Annotated in this window: 14 protein-coding genes; 9 read left to right on the plus strand and 5 right to left on the minus strand. The window is 57.5% G+C overall.

What is annotated here, in order from left to right:
* Nucleotides 1-13 precede the first annotated feature (13 nt).
* The 6 genes from R6U90_RS10680 (at nucleotide 14) to msrB (ending at nucleotide 5081) form a co-directional block, all read left to right on the plus strand.
* Nucleotides 14-733, plus strand: a complete 720-nt coding sequence (locus R6U90_RS10680) for a TIGR00730 family Rossman fold protein (protein ID WP_410352677.1) — start codon at nucleotides 14-16, stop codon at nucleotides 731-733.
* Between the two features lie 12 nt (nucleotides 734-745).
* Nucleotides 746-1075, plus strand: coding sequence for a DUF2782 domain-containing protein (locus tag R6U90_RS10685; RefSeq protein WP_410352678.1), 330 nt, complete (start codon nucleotides 746-748; stop codon nucleotides 1073-1075).
* Between the two features lie 42 nt (nucleotides 1076-1117).
* Complete coding sequence (locus R6U90_RS10690; protein WP_410352679.1) at nucleotides 1118-2107, plus strand: homoserine kinase; 990 nt, start codon at nucleotides 1118-1120, stop codon at nucleotides 2105-2107.
* Nucleotides 2108-2463: 356 nt separating this feature from the next.
* A complete protein-coding gene (locus R6U90_RS10695; RefSeq protein ID WP_410352680.1) occupies nucleotides 2464-3000 on the plus strand; it encodes a TRAP transporter small permease subunit in 537 nt (178 codons plus the stop codon).
* A 2-nt stretch (nucleotides 3001-3002) separates the two neighbouring features.
* On the plus strand, nucleotides 3003-4385 hold the full coding sequence (locus tag R6U90_RS10700) for a TRAP transporter large permease subunit (RefSeq protein ID WP_410352681.1): 1383 nt from the start codon (nucleotides 3003-3005) through the stop codon (nucleotides 4383-4385).
* Nucleotides 4386-4676: 291 nt separating this feature from the next.
* Nucleotides 4677-5081 carry a peptide-methionine (R)-S-oxide reductase MsrB gene (gene msrB, locus R6U90_RS10705; protein WP_410352682.1) on the plus strand — a complete coding sequence of 135 codons (405 nt, stop codon included), beginning with the start codon at nucleotides 4677-4679 and terminating at the stop codon, nucleotides 5079-5081.
* A 179-nt stretch (nucleotides 5082-5260) separates the two neighbouring features.
* On the opposite strand, the gene R6U90_RS10710 is transcribed toward msrB, so the two are convergent.
* Nucleotides 5261-6343: a TRAP transporter substrate-binding protein gene (locus tag R6U90_RS10710; RefSeq protein ID WP_410352683.1), complete on the minus strand. Its 1083-nt coding sequence runs from the start codon at nucleotides 6341-6343 to the stop codon at nucleotides 5261-5263.
* 202 nt (nucleotides 6344-6545) lie between these two features.
* Between R6U90_RS10710 and R6U90_RS10715 the strand changes: the two genes are divergently transcribed.
* Nucleotides 6546-9401, plus strand: a complete 2856-nt coding sequence (locus R6U90_RS10715) for a putative bifunctional diguanylate cyclase/phosphodiesterase (protein ID WP_410352684.1) — start codon at nucleotides 6546-6548, stop codon at nucleotides 9399-9401.
* An 11-nt stretch (nucleotides 9402-9412) separates the two neighbouring features.
* Here R6U90_RS10715 and uvrD read toward each other — a convergent pair whose 3' ends face one another.
* Nucleotides 9413-11584: a DNA helicase II gene (uvrD, locus tag R6U90_RS10720; protein WP_410352685.1), complete on the minus strand. Its 2172-nt coding sequence runs from the start codon at nucleotides 11582-11584 to the stop codon at nucleotides 9413-9415.
* 168 nt (nucleotides 11585-11752) lie between these two features.
* On the opposite strand from uvrD, the gene R6U90_RS10725 reads away from it, so the two are divergent.
* A complete protein-coding gene (locus R6U90_RS10725) occupies nucleotides 11753-12076 on the plus strand; it encodes an Hpt domain-containing protein (protein ID WP_410352686.1) in 324 nt (107 codons plus the stop codon).
* A 258-nt stretch (nucleotides 12077-12334) separates the two neighbouring features.
* On the opposite strand, the gene R6U90_RS10730 is transcribed toward R6U90_RS10725, so the two are convergent.
* Nucleotides 12335-13498, minus strand: coding sequence for an NAD(P)/FAD-dependent oxidoreductase (locus R6U90_RS10730; RefSeq protein ID WP_410352687.1), 1164 nt, complete (start codon nucleotides 13496-13498; stop codon nucleotides 12335-12337).
* Nucleotides 13499-13563: 65 nt separating this feature from the next.
* Between R6U90_RS10730 and R6U90_RS10735 the strand changes: the two genes are divergently transcribed.
* A complete protein-coding gene (locus tag R6U90_RS10735; RefSeq protein ID WP_410352688.1) occupies nucleotides 13564-14856 on the plus strand; it encodes a TlpA family protein disulfide reductase in 1293 nt (430 codons plus the stop codon).
* A gap of 72 nt (nucleotides 14857-14928) precedes the next feature.
* On the opposite strand, the gene hemF is transcribed toward R6U90_RS10735, so the two are convergent.
* Together hemF and R6U90_RS10745 are read right to left on the minus strand one after the other, a co-directional pair.
* Nucleotides 14929-15840 (minus strand): oxygen-dependent coproporphyrinogen oxidase, encoded by a 912-nt coding sequence (gene hemF / locus R6U90_RS10740; protein ID WP_410352689.1) that lies wholly within the window; start codon nucleotides 15838-15840, stop codon nucleotides 14929-14931.
* A 228-nt stretch (nucleotides 15841-16068) separates the two neighbouring features.
* A complete protein-coding gene (locus R6U90_RS10745; protein ID WP_410352690.1) occupies nucleotides 16069-16623 on the minus strand; it encodes an L-threonylcarbamoyladenylate synthase in 555 nt (184 codons plus the stop codon).
* Nucleotides 16624-16750: the final 127 nt, after the last annotated feature.

Below are 16750 nucleotides of genomic sequence, written 5' to 3' on the forward strand. Positions count from 1 at the left end.
CGAACCGAATATAATGGACGATAAGCACAAACACCCCGGAATGCTGCCGGTCAACGATACCATGCTGACCCGCGAATCCTGGAAAATTTTCCAGATCATGGCGGAGTTTGTCGAAGGTTTCGAACGGCTGGCGCAGATCCGCCCCTCGGTGAGCATTTTCGGCTCGGCCCGCAATCAGCCGGATCACCCTTACTATCAGAAAACCATCGAGATTGCCCGGGTGCTGTCCAACGCCGGCTTTTCGGTGGTCAGCGGGGGCGGGCCCGGAATCATGGAGGCGGCCAACAAGGGAGCCTTCGAAGGCAAGTCCCCCAGTATTGGACTCAACATTCAGCTGCCGCATGAGCAGGCCGGTAACGCCTACCAGGATATCTCGCTCTCCTTTCGCCATTTTTTCTCGCGCAAGGTAATGTTTGTCAAATACGCCGCCGCCTACGTGGTGTTGCCCGGCGGCTTCGGTACACTGGACGAACTGGCCGAGATCCTGACTCTGGTGCAGACCAAAAAATCACGCCGCATTCCGATCATACTGGTGCATGAACCGTTCTGGGCCGGCCTGCTCGACTGGTTTCGGACCACCCTGGTCGACGAGGGCACGATTAACGCCGAGGATCTCGATCTGATCCAGATTCTGGACGAGCCCGACGCGATCCTGGATGCTATCTTTAAACATTATGAGTACAGTGGCTTCGAGCCCTCGGCAGAAGAAGCCGAGATCATGCTGGATCTCTAAGGCGGTTAATCAATGAGTCAACGCACAGTTCTGTTTCTCTTGGTCAGCCTGTCGCTGATCGCCGGGTCCCTGCAGGCTGCCGACGATGCGCCACCGCCCCCGTTACCGGAGGAGCTGGAAGGTTATGAGGACGTTCCGCAACCGGAAGTCACCATAATCCGGCGCGAGGACCGTATCATCGAAGAGGTGCGAATCAAAGGTCAGCTACGCTACGTCAAAGTCACGCCCGACAAAGGCGCGCCGTATTATTTCATTGATACCGATGGCGACGGCGAGGTGGATACCCGAAAGAATGATCTGGATAATCCGACTGTCAATCAGTGGATACTCAAACGCTGGTAACACGGCAACCATTTACACTAACGAGTCTGGCTGAAATCCGATATGTCGGTTTATACAAAGGTCGAGCGCCACGAGCTTGAAGCATTTTTATGCCACTACTCGCTGGGGCAACTGGTGGAATATCGGGGTATCAGCGCCGGTATCGAAAACACCAACTATTTTGTCACCACTACAAAGGGACGCTATGTCCTGACGTTGTTCGAGGCGCTGTCGATAGAGGAATTACCCTATTTTCTCGATCTGATGGCGCATCTGGCCGAACACAATGTTCCCAGCGCCCACCCCGAAGCCGACAATGAAGGCCATTATCTGCGCACCCTTAATGGCAAACCGGCCGCGCTGGTATTACGCCTGGAGGGCAAGAGCGTGGATGAGCCCAACCAGGCCCAGTGCGCCGCGCTGGGCCAGGCGCTCGGTCATCTGCATGTGGTCGGCCAGTCGTTTACCGGCTACCGGGCAAACCAGCGGGGTCCGCACTGGTGGGTGGAAACAGCCGAACAGGTTCTGCCCCGGCTGAGCAGCGAGGATGCCCGGCTGCTGGACAACGAGATCGCTTTTCAAAAGCAGCATCGACATGACAATCTGCCTCGCGGCGTCATCCATGCCGATCTGTTTCGCGACAATGCGCTGTTTATCGGTAACAAACTCACCGGGATCATCGACTTCTATTACGCGTGTAATGACGTGCTGCTCTACGATGTGGCGGTCACGGTCAACGACTGGTGTTGCGACGAAAACGGCCATTTCGATGAGCCTCGCCTTGAAGCGTTCCTCGATGCCTATCGCCGGGAACGGGAATTCACCGACGCCGAGTACGAGGCCTGGCCGGTGATGCTACGCGCCGCCGCACTGCGCTTCTGGCTCTCGCGACTGTACGACATGCACTTCCCGCGCGAGGGGGAAATCACCCACATCAAAGACCCGCTGGTCTTCCGGCGCATCCTGGCGCGGCGAATAGCCTCCCGGGACTCGCTATCGCTCGCGCCCTCCGGGAGGGACGAGGGACGAGGGACGAGGGACGAGGTTTTTTAGCTCCGCCCTGCAAAAGCAACGGGCCTTTTTACCTCGGCCCTCGTAACTCGTCCCTCGGCCCTGTTGTTTACTTGTGGATAACTTTGTGGACGAAATGCTGGAATTTTCCTGATTCGGTGCATTTTTCGGCACTATTTCGGGGCGAGAATATTAGCGATTTCTGTTTTATTCTATATAACAACTACTTATATTATTTTTATGGGCTCAGGTTCAGTTTTTCGAATATTTTCATAAATGTGTCATGCACTTAGCCAACTGTGTATAACTCCTCTCAGGGTAAACCCTGAGAGGCTTTGCCCATCCCCTGATCCACGGCCCTGCTGTGGCCAGGAACACCGCCTGGACGGCACCTCTTTATGGACAAGCTGAGCCACCTTCTCGAGCAACTGAGCGAGTACAGCGGGCGCGCCATCGCCTGGCTGACCGGTGCGATGGTCTGCATCACATTTCTAGTAGTAGTGCTGCGCTACGGGTTCGATCTGGGCTGGATCGGCCTGCAAGAAGTGATCACTTACCTGCACGCCATGGTCTTTATGCTCGGGGCCGCCTATACCCTGCGCCATGAAGGCCATGTACGGGTCGACATTTTCTACCAGCGCTTTGGCCCGCGCGGCAAGGCGTGGGTGAACCTGCTGGGCACCCTGTTGTTGCTGTGGCCCATGTGCCTGTTCATCGCCTATATCAGCTGGGATTATGTGGCGGTCAGTTGGGAACGGCTGGAGACTTCCAGCGAATCCGGGGGCCTGCCCTTCGTTTATCTGCTCAAGAGTCTGTTGCTGCTGATGCCGCTGCTGCTGATGCTGCAGGGGCTGGCCGCGGCCCTGCAAAGCTGGCAGGTGCTGCGCGGACGCCGACATGGCCAGAGTGACGAACACCAGCAGGAGGTGCTTTGACCATGGCCGAATGGATGCCATTACTGATGTTTCTGGTCGTCGGCCTGGTCCTGCTCAGCGGGTACCCGGTGGCCTTTGCCCTGGGCGGCACCGCAATCGCCTTTGCCCTGCTCGGTCACCTGACCGGGACCTTCGATGACGCCTTTTTGAGTGCGGTGCCCAACCGGCTATACGGGATCATGACCAACGGCACCCTGATCGCGGTACCCCTGTTTGTCTTCATGGGGGTCATGCTGGAACGCTCCAAAGTCGCCGACCAGCTGCTCGATACCATGGCAATGCTGTTCGGTCCCCTGCGCGGTGGCCTCGGGATCTCGGTCATCCTGGTCGGGATGCTGCTGGCGGCCAGCACCGGCATCGTCGGCGCCACCGTCGTGACCATGGGCCTGCTTTCTTTGCCCACCATGCTCAAACGGGGCTACGACCCGGGCCTGGCCGGCGGTGCCATCTGCGCCTCGGGAACCCTCGGGCAGATTATTCCGCCATCGATCATTCTGGTGCTGCTGGGGGATGTCCTCTCCTCGGCCTATCAGCAGGCCCAGCTCGATATGGGACTGTTCGCCCCCGAGACCGTCTCGGTTGGCGATCTGTTCGCCGGGGCGCTGATTCCCGGCCTGTTACTGGTGGGTCTGTATGTCCTTTATATGCTGGGCGTTGCCTGGCTGCAGCCGGCAAAGGTTCCGGTGATGCCGCGTGACGAGCGCCAGCACAGCAATCGGGAACTCGCCGGACGGGTTATCAAGGTGCTGATTCCCCCGCTGCTGCTGATCGTCGCCGTACTCGGCTCCATTATGGCCGGTGCCGCCACGCCCACCGAGGCAGCCTCGGTCGGTGCCGTGGGCGCCATACTGCTGGCCGGGTTACAACGTCAGCTCGATGTCAGCAAACTGCGCGAGGTAATGCGCACCACGGTCCAGGTCACCAGCATGGTGTTTTTGATCTTCATTGGCGCCTCGCTGTTCTCGCTGGTGTTCCGCGGTTTTGGCGGTGACGAGGCGGTGCGCGAGATTCTGACCAGCCTGCCCGGCGGCGTGGTCGGCGCCATGCTGATCGTCATGCTGGTCATGTTCCTGCTCGGTTTCATCCTCGACTTTATCGAAATCACTTTTGTGATCGTACCGATTGTCGCGCCCATTCTGCTGATGATGGGGCTCGATCCTATCTGGCTCGGGGTGATGATTGCCATCAACCTGCAAACCTCGTTTCTGACCCCGCCGTTCGGCTTCGCCCTCTTTTACCTGCGCGGCGTGGCTCCGCCTGAACTGGGTACCACACAGCTGTATCGCGGCGTCATGCCGTTTATCGCCATCCAGCTGCTGGCCCTCGCCCTGCTCGCCCTCTGGCCCGGCCTGGCCACCTGGCTGCCGGGGGTCATCTATGGCTAGATGACAGGGGCTAGTTACTAGTTGCTAGCCGCTAGTCGCGTAGGTCACATTGGCGATAGCCTATGTGACCTCACCTTAAGTCGAACAGGTCTCATCTTTTTTCAGGGACTCTGGGAAATAACGCGGAGGACGCAGAGGCGCGGAGTCGCAGAGGAGTTAAAAAGTATACTGCGAAATAATTGTTGTTTTCTCCGCGCCTCTGCGCCTCCGCGTCCTCCGCGCTTTAATCCGTTATCCCAAAACAGAGCTTAAACCCTTGCTCGATCCTACTGCTGTGTGTAAAAGGGAATCATGGTAGAAAAGATCAAAAAGTCGGATGAAGAGTGGCGGGGATTACTGAGCGAGGAGCAGTTTCAGGTCACCCGTCGGCACGGCACCGAGCGGCCGTTCAGCGGAGAGTATTGCGACAGCAAGGCGCCGGGGACTTATGTCTGCGTCTGCTGTGGCCAGCCGCTGTTTCATTCCAGGGAGAAATTCGACTCGGGCAGCGGCTGGCCCAGTTACTGGCAGCCGATCAGCAAGGACGCCATCGAGATCACCGAGGATACCAGCCACGGCATGACCCGCACCGAAGTGCATTGCAGTCGCTGCGACGCCCACCTCGGCCACGTCTTCCCCGACGGCCCGCCCCCCACCGGCCTGCGCTACTGCATCAACTCCCTCTCCCTCAAACTCCAGGAAGACACCTCTGATTAAGGCTGATCATTTAACGCGGAGTTCGCGGAGCCGCGGAGTCGCAGAGAAGAACACAAGGCAATTAAATTATTCATTTTCCCGGGCCTCTCCATATACGGAATGCCCTTCCATTCACTCACGATTATATTTTTCTTCTCTGCGTCTCCGCGACTCTGCGTCAGGATCTTTGCTAAATTTAGCTACATCTCTCTCGCGGCCATGTAGGTCTGCTCGGAGATGCGGTGCCATTCCATTGCCTGGTCACGGAATTTTTTGAATGACTCGTAGACTTTCCTGCTCATCTTGTCTTTCCCGGCTACTTCGGCGACGACCTCGTCGGAGAGATTGCGCAGTTTTTTCAGCACGTCATCCGGATAGCGGCGCAGATCGACGTTATGTTTTTCCACCAGGGTTTTGAGCGCCTGGTTATTGCGTGCGGTGTACTCGGCCAGCATGTCCTGATTGACCACCTTGCAGGCATTACGCACGATGCTTTGCAGATCCTTCGGTAATTCCTCGAAGGCTTCTTTGTTGATCATCGCTTCCAGTGTGGTGCCCGGTTCGTGCCAGCCGGGGTAATAATAGTATTTGGCGATCTTGTACAGACCGAAGGCCAGATCGTTATAGGGTCCGACCCATTCGGTCGCGTCGATGTTGCCGGACTGCAGCGAGGTATACAGCTCGCCGCCGGGCAGGTTGACCGGGGTGCCGCCAGCGCGCTTGAGGACTTCGCCGCCCAGGCCAGGGATGCGCATCTTCAGTCCCTTGAGATCGGCCAGGGAGTTGATCTCCTTGTTGAACCAGCCGCCCATCTGTACACCGGTATTGCCGGCCGCCGCTGGCACCAGATTAAACGGGGCATAGACTTCTTCCCACAATTCCATGCCGCCGCCGTAATAGAGCCAGCCATTCATCTCCTGGGCGGTCAGTCCGAACGGCACGGCAGAGAAAAACTGGGCGGCCTCGCTCTTGCCTTTCCAGTAATAGGCGGCGCCGTGGCCCATCTGCGCGGTCCCCCGGGAAACCGCATCGAACACTTCCAGCGCGGGGACCAGCTCTCCGGCTCCGTAGACTTTGACCTCAATCCGGCCGTCACTGAGCTCATTAATCAGGGCCGCCAGATTGTTGGCACCGGTGCCCAGACCAGGAAAGTTTTTCGGCCAGGTGGTGACCATTTTCCACTGATATTTCGGTTTCGCCACTGCTACGCTGGTACCGGTTACCAGGCCGCCAGCCAGCAATGAGCCGGCACCGGCAGATTTAATAAAGTCACGTCGTTTCATGGTTCCGTCCCCGTTGTTATTGGTTCGATACGATTTTTCGTTGCGGAATCGTTAGTTTGTCAAAATCGTTGATGCAGATTGTGAACAAACCGGGCTAATCTGACCCGGGATTTGCTACTGGTGTCACGGATTCTATTCTGTCACTATTGAGTGGATTGGTCAGACTGCTGTTCCGGCAAAACAAAACAATAATGCGGGTGCCATGGAAGAACAAGCTCTGAGGCGAATCCACCGGCGACTGGTACTGGTAATCATCGCCAGTTTCGTACTCACTCCGATCATCGGCTATTCGACGGCCTGGTTTTTTACCATGATCCGTGCGGAACAGCTCGCCTCCCTGCAAGCCGCCCTGTTACTGGGCCTGATCGCCCTGGTACTTCCGACCACCATCTATTTTTATTTCAGACGCTATTTTAAACCATTGCGGGAATGGCAAAGCGGCCAGCAAGGGTACACGCCTCTGCCTGAGCACCTGGATCAGCGACTGAAAAGTTTCAGTCACCACTACTGGCTGTTTTTCCTGCTCTATGCGCTGCTCGCACCTACCCTGCAACATTGGCTGGGGCTCTATCCCGCTGAACAATCCCCCTTTGCCAGTCTCAGTCAGTTCATCCTGTTACAACTGGTGATCGCCATTCTGGTCGGCATGCCCGGCTATCTCTACACGCTGGCACTGATCGGGCGGCTGGTGGAGCACAATGGTTTTCGCCAGGTGCATGTCAGCATGCAGGCCAAAATGTTGCTGATCGGGGGGTATGTACCGCTGCTCACCGGCACCATCCTGCTCAAATACTACTGGTGGCGTACCCAGTACATGACCGGCGAGATCATGCTGATCTGGGCGGCACTCGGGCTGTTTGCCTTTACCGTCACCATTTTATCCATCCGCAGTCTCAAACAATCCCTGCAGCCGGTGCAGGAACTGATCAGCGGCAGCGGCGCCACCAATTACGAAGATATGGCCAAACGTCTGCGGCCGCGCTCGACAGACGAGACAGGCTATATGATTCAGATGCTGGGCCGACTGTTCCGGCGCCTCGGGGACCAGGAGAGTCACGTCCATGCCATTGTCGACCACGCTGCCGAAGGGATTATCGTAGTCAATGATCAGCACGCCATCGAAACCTTTAACCCCGCCGCAGAAAAGCTGTTCGGTTTTACATCCCACGAGATTCGCGGCAAATCCCTGGACTGGCTGCTGCCTGACTTCATTCTGCCCCGGGACGAAACCTCACTGCCGCGCGAGGAAGTAGAAGTGGAGGGGCGCCATCGCACCGGTTATGCCATTCCCATGTCGATGCGCATCAGTCTGATGCATAACGACGAGCATATGTATTACACCTGCCTGCTGGCGGATATCTCGGCACGCAAGGCCACCGAGCAAATGCTGCTGGATGCCGAGGCCCGCTACCGCAATCTGGTCGAAACCGCCCATGATATGGTCTGGAGTATGGACTGCGACGGACGCTGGACTTATCTCAATGATGCCGTAAGCCGGATTTACGGCTATCAGGCCGAGGAGATGCTGTTTCAGCACTTCACCGAATTCCAGTCCCCTGAAGCCAGTCGCAAGGACAAGGAAGCCATGGACCGGGTACTGCAGGGCTATGAGCTGCTGGAGTATGAAACTATCCATCTGGACCGGGAGGGACAACGGCGTTATATCAGTTTCAATGCCAAGCCACAGCACAATGAAAACGGCAAGATCGTCAGTATTATGGGCACCGCGCGGGACATCTCGGCGCAAAAGGCCTTCGAGCGCGAGCTGACCTATCAGGCCCAGCATGACACGCTGACCGGGCTTTATAACCGTAATTATTTTCAACGCGAACTCGAGCATTCACTCAGCCGGATTCACCGCCACGGCAACAGCTGCGCACTGTTGTATCTGGATCTGGATCAGTTCAAGTATGTCAATGACACGCTCGGCCATGCTGCCGGGGACAGATTATTGCTCGAATGCTGCGAGCTGCTGCAGGGACATACCCGCGATGCAGATCTGCTGGCTCGCTTCGGCGGTGATGAATTCACCATCTTGCTGGATGATGTCGAACAACCCGCTGCCATACAGGTCGCCGAGAACATCCGCCTGCTGTTTGAAAACTTTCGTTTCATTGAGGGTGGTAAAACCTTCAACATCACTTGCAGCCTGGGTGTCGCCATGCTTAATCGACAGACCAGCACCGGCGATGAGGTACTCTCGCATGCCGATCTGGCCTGTAATGTTGCCAAATCCCAGGGCCGCAACTGTCTGCATCTGTACAATCCCGGCGACAAGCAACGCGATGGAATGGCCGAGGACATGGGCTGGGCCAGCCGGGTACGGGATGCGTTCGAGAACAACCATTTCAAGCTGGCGTTTCAACCCATCGTCAATATTGACAGTGGCCTTTGCGATAATTACGAAGTGCTGCTTCGCATGTCAATGGATGATGGTGACGTGATATTGCCCGGGGGATTTTTACCCGCCGCCGAGCGTTTCGGTCTGATCAATCACGTGGATCGCTGGGCTGTGCGTAATGCCATGCAATATCTGGCTGAACTGCATCAGGATAATGATCAGATCCATTTCGCGATTAATCTTTCCGGTCGCGCCTTCGAGGATCGCGAGTTACTGCCCCTGATTAACAGCCTGTTACGGGAAACCGGCCTCAGTCCCGCCACCCTGACCTTTGAAATTACCGAGTCCGCGGCGATCTCCAACCTGGCCGAGGCTACCCGCTTTATCTATCAGCTCAAGGATATCGGCTGCCAGTTTGCTCTGGATGATTTTGGCACCGGCTTCTCGTCATTTGCCTATCTCAAACACCTGCCTGTGGACAAGCTCAAGATCGATGGCTCTTTCGTCAAGGGTCTGGCCAGTTCACAGGTCGATCAGGCGATGGTTCGCTCCATGAACCAGATCGCCCATGCGCTGGGCAAGCAGACTATCGCCGAATTTGTGGAAAACAGAAAAACGCTCGGCTTGCTACAGGAGTTCGGTGTGGACTTTGCCCAGGGCCATTATCTGGGCAAACCACAAATAAACTTCCCTGCCCGGGCTATGGCAAGTGTTTAAACTGGCCCGAATCAACAGGCCATCAGGTTGGCGTATTCGACCATCAGCCATTTACTGCCTTCGGACTCGAAGTTGACCTGCACCCGGGAGTGACGGCCCTCGCCTTCGTAATTCAGTACCACGCCCTCGCCGAAGGTTTCATGGCAGACCCGCTGTCCCAGGATAAAACCCGACTCGTTAAACGAGACGTTGCCAGCCCCGGGGGAGTAACTGGTGGCCGGCGTTACCACGCCCGTCAGGCGCTGTTCCTCGATCAATTCGGGCGGGATCTCCTTGAGAAAGCGTGACGGTTTGGCGTAATGCTCCTCGCCATACAGGCGACGCTTTTCGGCATAGCAGAGGGTCAGCTGTGCCATGGCGCGGGTCATACCCACGTAACACAGGCGCCGTTCCTCCTCCAGCCGCCCCGGATCTTCCGCCGACAGGCGATGGGGAAACAGTCCCTCTTCCATGCCGCACATGAACACCTGTTTGAATTCCAGACCCTTGGCCGAGTGCAGAGTCATCAGTTGCACGCAGTCGTCCCATTCATCGGCCTGGCGTTCGCCCGCCTCCAGCGCGGCATCGGCCAGAAACGCTTCCAGCGGCGCCAGTTCGGGCTCGCCATCTTCCACCGGTTCCGGGGTGAAGTCACGTCCGGCGCTGACCAGCTCCTCCAGGTTTTCTATCCGCACCTGGCCTCGCTCGCCTTTTTCCTTTTCATAGTGTGCGATCAGACCACTGGCCTGAATCGCCTGTTCGATCTGTTCATACAGCTCCAGATCGCGAACCTCATGACCCAGCGTCTCGATCAAGTGCACAAAATTCTGCAAGGCTCCCAGCGCGCGGGCTGACAGCTGTTTATGCTCGATCAACTGATACATCGCCCGCCACAGGGATACACCGCTGTTACGGGCCGTCTCGCGCAGCGAGGTAATCGTGCGGCTGCCGATACCGCGGGTCGGCACATTGATGATGCGTTCCAGTGAGGCATCATCCTCGTGATTGACCGCCAGACGCAGATAGGCCAGCGCGTCCTTGATTTCCTGGCGCTGGAAAAAGCGCAATCCGCCATACACCCGGTAGGGAATGCGTTCCTGAAGCAGGGCCTGTTCCAGTACCCGCGACTGGGCATTGGAGCGATACAGCAGGGCACATTCGCTGCGCGCGCCACCCTGTTCAACCCAGTCCTGAATCTGCTCGACGATATAGCGTGCTTCTTCCTGCTCGTTGAATGCCCCGTACAGTCTGATCGGCTCACCCTCCTCGCCCGCAGTCCACAGACTCTTGCCCAGCCGATCGCTGTTGTTGGCAATCAGCGCATTGGCCGCGTTGAGAATCGTCGAGGTGGAGCGGTAATTCTGTTCCAGGCGAAAGGTCTGGGTATTGGCAAAATCGCTGGCAAACTGATGAATGTTTTCCACCCGGGCGCCACGCCAGCCATAGATGGATTGATCGTCGTCGCCGACGGCGAACACCTGGCCGGTTTGTCCCGCCAGCAGGCGCACGAACGCATACTGAATAGTATTGGTGTCCTGGAACTCATCCACCAGGATATGCCCGAAGCGGCGCTGGTAATGGCCGAGAATATCGGGATGTTTGAGCCACAGCTCGTGGGCGCGCAACAGCAGCTCGGCAAAATCCACCAGCCCGGCCCGCCGGCAAGCGGCTTCATAATTCTCGTATATGGCGATCATGTGGCGTTGCCAGGGATCACCATGATGTTCCAGATGTTGCGGTCGCAGACCCTCATCCTTGCGAGCATTGATAAACCACTGCGCCTCACGCGGCGACCAGTGCTCCTCGTCCAGCCCCATCTCGCGCACCACCCGCTTGACCGCGCGCAATTGATCCTCGCTGTCCATAATCTGGAAGCCCTGGGGCAGCTCGACTTCTTTCCAGTGCGCACGCAGCAGGCGATGGGCGATACCATGGAAAGTGCCCACCCACAGTCCGGCCGCCGGAATGCCCAGCAACTGCTCGATGCGCGAACGCATCTCACCTGCGGCCTTGTTGGTGAAGGTCACCGCCAGAATGCCATAGGGCGAAACATTCTCGGCCTGCAGCAGCCAGGCGATGCGATGCACCAGCACCCGGGTCTTGCCGCTGCCGGCGCCGGCCAACACCCGGACATTGCCGGTCGGGGCGCAGACCGCCTGGCGCTGGGCGTCGTTGAGGGGATCGAGAATGCCGGAAATATCCATAAGATGCAGTTTAACAAATTGCCTGCCGCCGCGGGGTTTGCCTGGCGGTGTTTTTCATTTATCGGGATTTGCACCATACTTGAAAGCAAAGCAACGGCGAATAACCCCGCCACAGGCAGGCCATGATCCCGAACCGCGAAGACGCTCCACGACCCGGCAAAACACTATATGAATAGCAACGTCCCGGACATTCAGGCCAGACTCGAGCGACTGCAGCAGGATTATGCCCGCCAGTTGCCGGACAGGGTCGCCGTCATCGATCAGCTCTGGCAGCAACTGCTGTCAGCCCCCGATACCGCTATCCGCCAGGAGCTGATCCGGCTCTGCCACACCCTGGCCGGTTCCGGAGCCAGTTACGGTTTCGCGCAGGTCACTGAACAATGCCGGCAGATCGAACAGATCCTGCTGAGTCTGGAAGAGGGTGCGGATATTCCCGCCGCGTTATCGCAACAGTTCCATCGGCATCTTAACCAGTTGCGGGAATCGCTCTGACAGGTCGTGGATAAGCGCAGGGATCACGTCGCCAACGCGACACCCCCGCCCGGAAAGCTTATCAATACTCGCGAGATACGCTCGGTGAGACGAACACGATACCCGGCAACGGGGGCAGGGGAATACCCGATTACGAATATATCTTCGGGCTGTTCGACGAAGCTTCGTTTGTTACAACCATAGTTGCCCTTCGCTGTTCTGCTGACAGTCTTCGCTGGCGGACAAAAGGCGCTGTAATTCTGTCCATACCCCGGGTGTTCAGCTGTCCAGTACGTTGGGCAGCTGTTTGACCAGGCTTTGTTTCTCCCGGGTTTTGTCTTCGGTCAGGATAAAGCCCAGCACCTGTTCATCCGAATCGACAAACAGGGCTCGCAGACCGCTGTCATCACTGTCGATTTGCCAGTGTCCGTTGCCCGCGTCTTTTGGCGGTGGCGAGATGACCAGCGGAAAGTCCGGAGTTTTGACCACCACCGGCATGGGTGGATAAACCAGATCGGTCGGTTCGCCGGCCAGGGTTTTGGCCAGGGCCCGCGCCGCATTCATGATAGGCATCACATACGGCAACCACATACCGGCCACCTCGGCGCAATCACCCAGGGCGTAAATATCCGGGGCGCTGGTAGCCAGTTGGCGATCCACCGCGATGCCGCGATTGACCTTTAACCCCGCAGCCCGGGCCAGCTCGATATTGGGCACCAGCCCGGCGGCGGACAGGACAAAATCACTCTGCAGTTCGGTGCCATCGGAGAGCATCAGGTGCAGGCCATCATCTTGTCGGTCGATCCGCTCCACGGTACGCTCCAGATACCACTCAAAACCTTTCTCCGCCAGCACCTCCTGCATACGCTGGCCGACCGCTTCGGGCAACAACAGACTCAGCGGATAAGGGTCCGGCCCGATCACCTGGACTTGATGGCCGCTGCGCAACAGATCATTGGCGAACTCGCATCCGACCAGGCCGGGACCAATCACGCTGATCTGCTGCTTGCCCTCAAGTTGCTGACGAAACGTGCGATAGGCCGTGAGATCGTTGACACTGATCACCGCATCGGCTGCTCCCCCCTGCAAGGGTAGCTGACGCGGCGTGGCGCCGAGTCCCAGTACCAGCTTGCCGTATTTCACCTCACCCTGGCTGCTGACCAGCCGATGCGCCTGCGGATCGATTTCCGTTATATCGGTCCCCACCCGGATATCGGCCGCCAGCTCCTCGCGCATCTTCTCGACCGGTTTCATCACCAGCTGCTCGGGAGTTTTGTTGCCCGCCAGCGCATTGGAGAGCATGGGTTTGGAATAAAACACGCCGTCGTCGCGACTGATCAACAACAGCGAACCTGTCTTGTCCAGCTTGCGATATTCCCGCGCCAGGGTGTAGCCGGCCAGGCCGCTGCCAATGATGACCAGATCATATTCAAATTGTGGCATCTGTATAGTTTCCGGGTTATGTTGATGGTCCAGTAAACAACCGATTCTTTCATCCGCTGATGAGTATGATGTCAACTCGCCGGCCTTACGACAACATGCGGCTGTACCTGCTTGGCCTGATACTGCTGGCTGGCAACGCCGCTGTCAAAGCGCAAACCGTCCACAACGGGATGATCACCAGTGAAGATGGCACCGAGATCAGTTTTCGTCGCTATCCCGCACAGGGGACAACCCGGTTTATCTGGCTGCCCTCGGAACACGGGATCCAGCCGGCCGAACGCGATGCCGCCACCACCCTGGCTGCCGGCGGACATGAAACCTGGCTGGTGGATCTGTTCGAATCCCGCTTTCTGCCGCCCACCGCCAGCAGCCTGGATCGTATCCCCGCAGGAGATGTTCGCCACCTGATCGACGCCGCGCACTCAACACATCACAAACTGTATCTGATCAGCAGCGGTCGCGGAGTCCTGCCGCTGTTGCGCGGGCTGCATCAATGGCAACAGCGGCATCCCGGCACAACAAATACCCCCGGCGTGATCCTGATCAGCCCCGGATTTTATCACCAGACCCCTGACCCGGGTCAGGCCGCGCGGCTGTTGCCGGTGATTGAAAAGACCAATGCACCGATCTTTATTCTGCAACCGGCCAAATCGCCATGGCGCTGGAAACTGGATCAGACCATCCCCGCGCTGTCACGCAGCGGCAGCGAGGTGTTCTTCCGGCTGTTAAACGATGCACGCGATCGCTTCTATTTTCGCCCCGACGCGACACAGCGAGAACAGCAACTGGCAGCCCGGTTAGCCCCACTCATACGCCAGGCTGCACTGGCCCTGCACCGCTGGCCCGCTCGATCGCGCAATGTCAGCGCGCTGAAAAAAGAATTGCAGCCGCTGCCCACGAGCAAGCCCGAGCGCGAACTGAAATCGTTCGCCGGCAACCCGGCTCCGCCGCCGCTCCAGCTGCCGGGGCTAAATGACAAACGTTACGATCTGAGCGCCCATCACGGCGAAGTGGTACTGGTCAACTTCTGGGCCAGCTGGTGCCCGCCCTGCGTGCACGAGATGCCTTCCATGGAACGACTGCAAAAGCGTCTGCAAGACAGGTCGTTCACTATCCTGGCCGTTAACATGGCCGAGGACAAACCCACTATCCGGGATTTCCTGCAAAATAAAGTCAATGTCACTTTTCCGATCCTGCTGGATCGTGACGGCAAGGCATTACAACAGTGGGACGTCTTTGCCTTCCCGACCAGCTACCTTATCGATAAACAGGGACGCATTCGCTACGCCCTGTTCGGCAGCGTTGACTGGGAGCGGCCGGATATCCTTGCCAAAATTAAACGCCTGCTTAACGAATAAACAAAAGATCTCAACGCAGAGGCGCTGGCCCTTCGGGCAGGGGCTAGATACCAGATACCAGGTACTTAGTACCTAAGCAAGCCAGTCGTGCGGCTGGAGGTAGTGGTCGTACAGTTCGGCTTCCGGCGTGCCCGGTTCCGGTGCCCAGTTATAGCGCCATTGGGTCAGCGGCGGCAGCGACATGAGGATCGATTCGGTGCGCCCGCCGGTCTGCAGGCCGAACAGGGTGCCGCGGTCGTAGACCAGGTTGAATTCCACATAACGCCCGCGACGATAGAGCTGGAAATCCCGTTCTCGCTCGCCATAGTCAGTGCCCTTGCGCCTGGCGACGATAGGCAAATAGGCAGGAACATAGTGATCGCCGACGCTTTGCATAAAAGCGAAGCTCTTGTCGAAACCCCATTCATTCAGATCATCAAAGAACAGGCCGCCGACCCCCCGGGTCTCGTTACGGTGTTTGATATAGAAATACTCGTCGCACCATTTTTTATAGCGCGCATAGACCTCCTCACCGAACGGATCGCAGGCCTGCTTCGACACGGTATGCCAGTGAATGACATCCTCGCGAAACGGGTAGAAAGGTGTCAGGTCAAACCCGCCGCCGAACCACCAGACTGGATCGGCGCCTTCTTTTTCGGCAATAAAAAACCGCACATTGGCATGCGAGGTGGGCACATAGGGATTGCGCGGATGAATGACCAGCGACACCCCCATGGCCTGAAAACTGCGGCCGGCCAGTTCGGGTCGGTGCGCCGTGGCCGAAGCCGGCAGGCCGGGGCCATAAACATGTGAAAAGTTGATCCCGGCCTTCTCAAATACTTTGCCCTCTTCCATTACCCGCGAACGGCCACCACCGCCTTCCTCACGCTCCCAGCTGTCCTCCACAAACCCATCACCGCCATCCTCCTCGGCCAGGGCATGACAGATTTTATCCTGCAGATTCAGCAGATAGGATTTGACCGCTTCGGGATTCACTTCATTCATTTTTACTTACACCATTGAAACGTAATTTATTATCATTACTCTCGCAAAGCCGCAGAGGCCGCAAAGTATTGTAAGTCAGGTTCACATAGCACTGCCTGACTCCCCATTCGAGAAGTGTCATGCAGGCTATCGCCAGAGTGACCTGCACGAAAAACGGGGAAACTGCCAACGACTTTATTTTAAATCTCTGCGTCTTTGCGCCTTGGCGAGAGATTATTTTATTGCCCCTCAACCCCCGCGGATCAATTCTCCACTGAGCGCATCGCGGATTTCGGTCGGGCTGCTGTGCGGGCCAACCTCACCTTCAAGAATAAAGTCCACCCGCGGGCCGAACTGTTCATGCACTTCGGCAGCGGTCCGTGCCGGCGGCTGGCCGCTGAGGTTGGCGCTGGTCGAGACCAGCGGCTTGCCAAAGGCCTGGCACAGTTCCCGCGCCAGCGGATGGGCGGTCACGCGGACCGCGAGAGTAGCGAAGTCGCCTCGCAACCACTCACTCGTGTCCGCTTTGGTCGGCCACACCCATGTAAACGGTCCCGGCCAGCTGGCCAGGGCCCGGTGATGCGCCACTTCCGGTAACTCTTCCAGATAAGGTTGCAACTGATCGACGTCGCTGGCGATCAGGATCAGCCCCTTGCTTCGTTCCCGTTGCTTGAGCGCAAGAATCTTTTCGATGGCCGCCTGATCGTCCGGGTCACAACCCAGACCATAGACCGCCTCGGTGGGATAGGCGATCACCCCGCCCTCGCGCAACACTTCCACCGCTTGCTCTATCGACGAAGACATGCGTGTCACTGTTCAGATCGCAGCTTCTTAATCCGCAAATGAACGCGAATGGACGAAAATGTAAAATGATTCGGCCTCATCAGAGGACAGATTCCTTAATGTCAAACGGATGATTTCAACGTTCTGT

The sequence above is a fragment of the Thiohalophilus sp. genome (assembly GCF_046483665.1).
In the GTDB taxonomy this organism is placed as follows: Bacteria; Pseudomonadota; Gammaproteobacteria; order UBA6429; family Thiohalophilaceae; genus Thiohalophilus.